This window comes from Halanaerobium saccharolyticum, assembly GCF_003053565.1.
GTDB classification, from domain to species: Bacteria; Bacillota; Halanaerobiia; order Halanaerobiales; family Halanaerobiaceae; genus Halanaerobium; species Halanaerobium saccharolyticum_B.
This window is the reverse complement of the sequence record NZ_QAXS01000075.1, coordinates 1-2,202: the sequence shown is the minus strand read 5'-3', so window position 1 is coordinate 2,202 and position 2,202 is coordinate 1. Positions and strand designations below refer to the sequence as shown.

General features: G+C 27.4%; 4 protein-coding genes. All 4 read right to left on the bottom strand.

What is annotated here, in order from left to right; translation table 11 throughout:
- Positions 1–153: 153 nt before the first annotated feature.
- Positions 154–354, bottom strand: coding sequence for a hypothetical protein (locus C8C76_RS14900; RefSeq protein WP_108143028.1), 201 nt, complete (start codon positions 352–354; stop codon positions 154–156).
- A 150-nt stretch (positions 355–504) separates the two neighbouring features.
- Positions 505–684: a hypothetical protein gene (locus C8C76_RS14895; protein ID WP_108143026.1), complete on the bottom strand. Its 180-nt coding sequence runs from the start codon at positions 682–684 to the stop codon at positions 505–507.
- Positions 685–1,109: 425 nt separating this feature from the next.
- On the bottom strand, positions 1,110–1,541 hold the full coding sequence (locus tag C8C76_RS14890; RefSeq protein ID WP_375135344.1) for a hypothetical protein: 432 nt from the start codon (positions 1,539–1,541) through the stop codon (positions 1,110–1,112).
- Positions 1,542–1,730: 189 nt separating this feature from the next.
- Entirely contained in the window at positions 1,731–1,910 is a 180-nt protein-coding gene (locus tag C8C76_RS14885) for a hypothetical protein (RefSeq protein WP_108143022.1), read from the bottom strand.
- Positions 1,911–2,202 lie beyond the last annotated feature (292 nt).

Genomic DNA, 2,202 nt, shown 5'->3' with positions numbered 1-2,202 from the left:
TAATTAATTTCAGGGTATGAGAATACCCTGTTCTTTTAAATATTTACTGGTGAAAAACATGTCCTGGTTACTGAAATATTTCTTGTCTCATAACATAAATTACCCAGAGATCATGATTAATGTTATCCATTCTTATTTTCATCTAATAATTTATTAATTTTTAGCTTCAATTTCAAAAGAATCTAAATCTGTTTCCAGAGTTATTTCCTCAGATGAAGAAAGCCTAAAGCCTGATTCCTCAGCAGCTTTAATTTTATAAGCTCCGGCATTATAAATATTCTTTTCAAATTCTTCTATAGTTAAGCTATCAAAATGTTCTTCAATAGCTTTAATTCTTTCTTTAAAAGTACGCACAATTAATCACCACCCTAGATTTCATATAAGTCTTTCTGATTATAATATATCGAAGGCTTTTTATCAATAAACAATAAATCAAATATTATTCACTGTATAAACCAATTTTAATACAAAAATTCTCACAGGCCCTTTAACATACAGTAATAATTATAGTTGTTTTAATAACTCTTTACCTCTTTGTAGTTCGTTCATTGTTTGTTCAAAGTCATCTCTTTTTTTATTTAATTCAGCTCCACTTTTTTCGCGAGAAAGCTCTTTATTTATTTTTTCTATCATTTCTGGATCTGTAACTATAAAATTATCTTTTTCTAAAGAACTAGTAGCCATAAATATCATCTCCTTAACTCTTTAAAATGAATGACTAACTAAATTATATATTAAATATTATAAAATTTCAATATTTATTTCAAATTTTTTCCAATGAATTTTCTGGTTCTATATATATTGTATATTTGTTGCATACTAAAATTACCGGGAATTGCAAAGTAGTATTCCCAAAAGTTGTAAACTAAAATTTGTTATTATTACTCAAAAATCAATTCAACACAGGGAGCACTTTGTTGAGATCAAAGTGTATTGCAAAAAAATAACCTGATCATGAACTTATATCATAGTTTTTTAAACCTCTACTCAATTCATCTTACTCATATGAAAACCTCGGTTCCAAAGATTTTCATACATATTCAATTGTCAACGTACCTGAGTTAAGATTTTATTTTGTGACATCGGATTTTATATCTCAGATAATAATTTTATGAATTTAAACTATCATATTCATCAAATATATCATCAATTATTTCATCTGAATACTCTTTGAAAGTAGAATTTTGATCATTCTGATATCCCCATGAAGGTCCATAAGAATTAATATGAGGTACGTTTATAAAATGCCCATCAACAGCAGCAATAGAGTTTTCGCCACTCACTAACATAGATGTAACATGAATTGAATCATAGGAGCCCAGCCCATACAATGTACCAACTGCATGTCTTAAGTCACTATATTCCTGGTCTTGAAGAGGTTCAATAAAACAAATCCCACTTTTATATAATGCATTACTTATTCTTTTATATTCTTGATCAACGATTTTTCTATAATTAATATCCTCTTTATTTTTGATATTATTATTTCCCTTTACAACTTCATATAAATTATTGTGTAAGATATGTTCTAATTCAGCCATTACATGTTGAGAAACAGAAAATAAAGTGTTATTTTCTGTTATTGCTTTTTCTATGAAGTTTATACAATCATTGTTATACCTGCTATTTGGGTGGTATATTTCATAAATAAAACTGGTATCTAAATATATTGATTCCGGTATTGTAATATTATCTAAGTTATTTTCTCTTATCGAAAAAAAGACGGAGAATTATTTCCCACCGGTTCTCCCCCTCAATTCCTCTAAAGTTTCTTTGCCGTTTTTATAATCTATTTTGCAGTCATCTTTGAGAACAAAGAGATTCTCTCTAAGCAGCTTAATTCTCTGTGCCTTGTTTTCAGAATCAATATTTCTTTTATTTAATTGCTCTCTACAAGAAAGTTTATTCATAAAATAAACTCCTTTCTAGTTCGTATACAAATCAATCAAATCAGCGTATTCCGATTCAAATGAATTAATTTCTTCATTTATATATTTTAAAACTGCATTAATATTTGTATCATTATTTATATTTATAATCACTAGCATTGCATAAAAATATTTAAGAAAAGTCAAGTTCGATTTTTAGCGAAAATACTTGCTTAAATTAGAAAAACTCCTTATAATTGGGATTAGGATAGTCTTTGTCCAAATCCCAAAAAATAAGGAGCATATACTATGGACAAAGATATCACAGAAACCA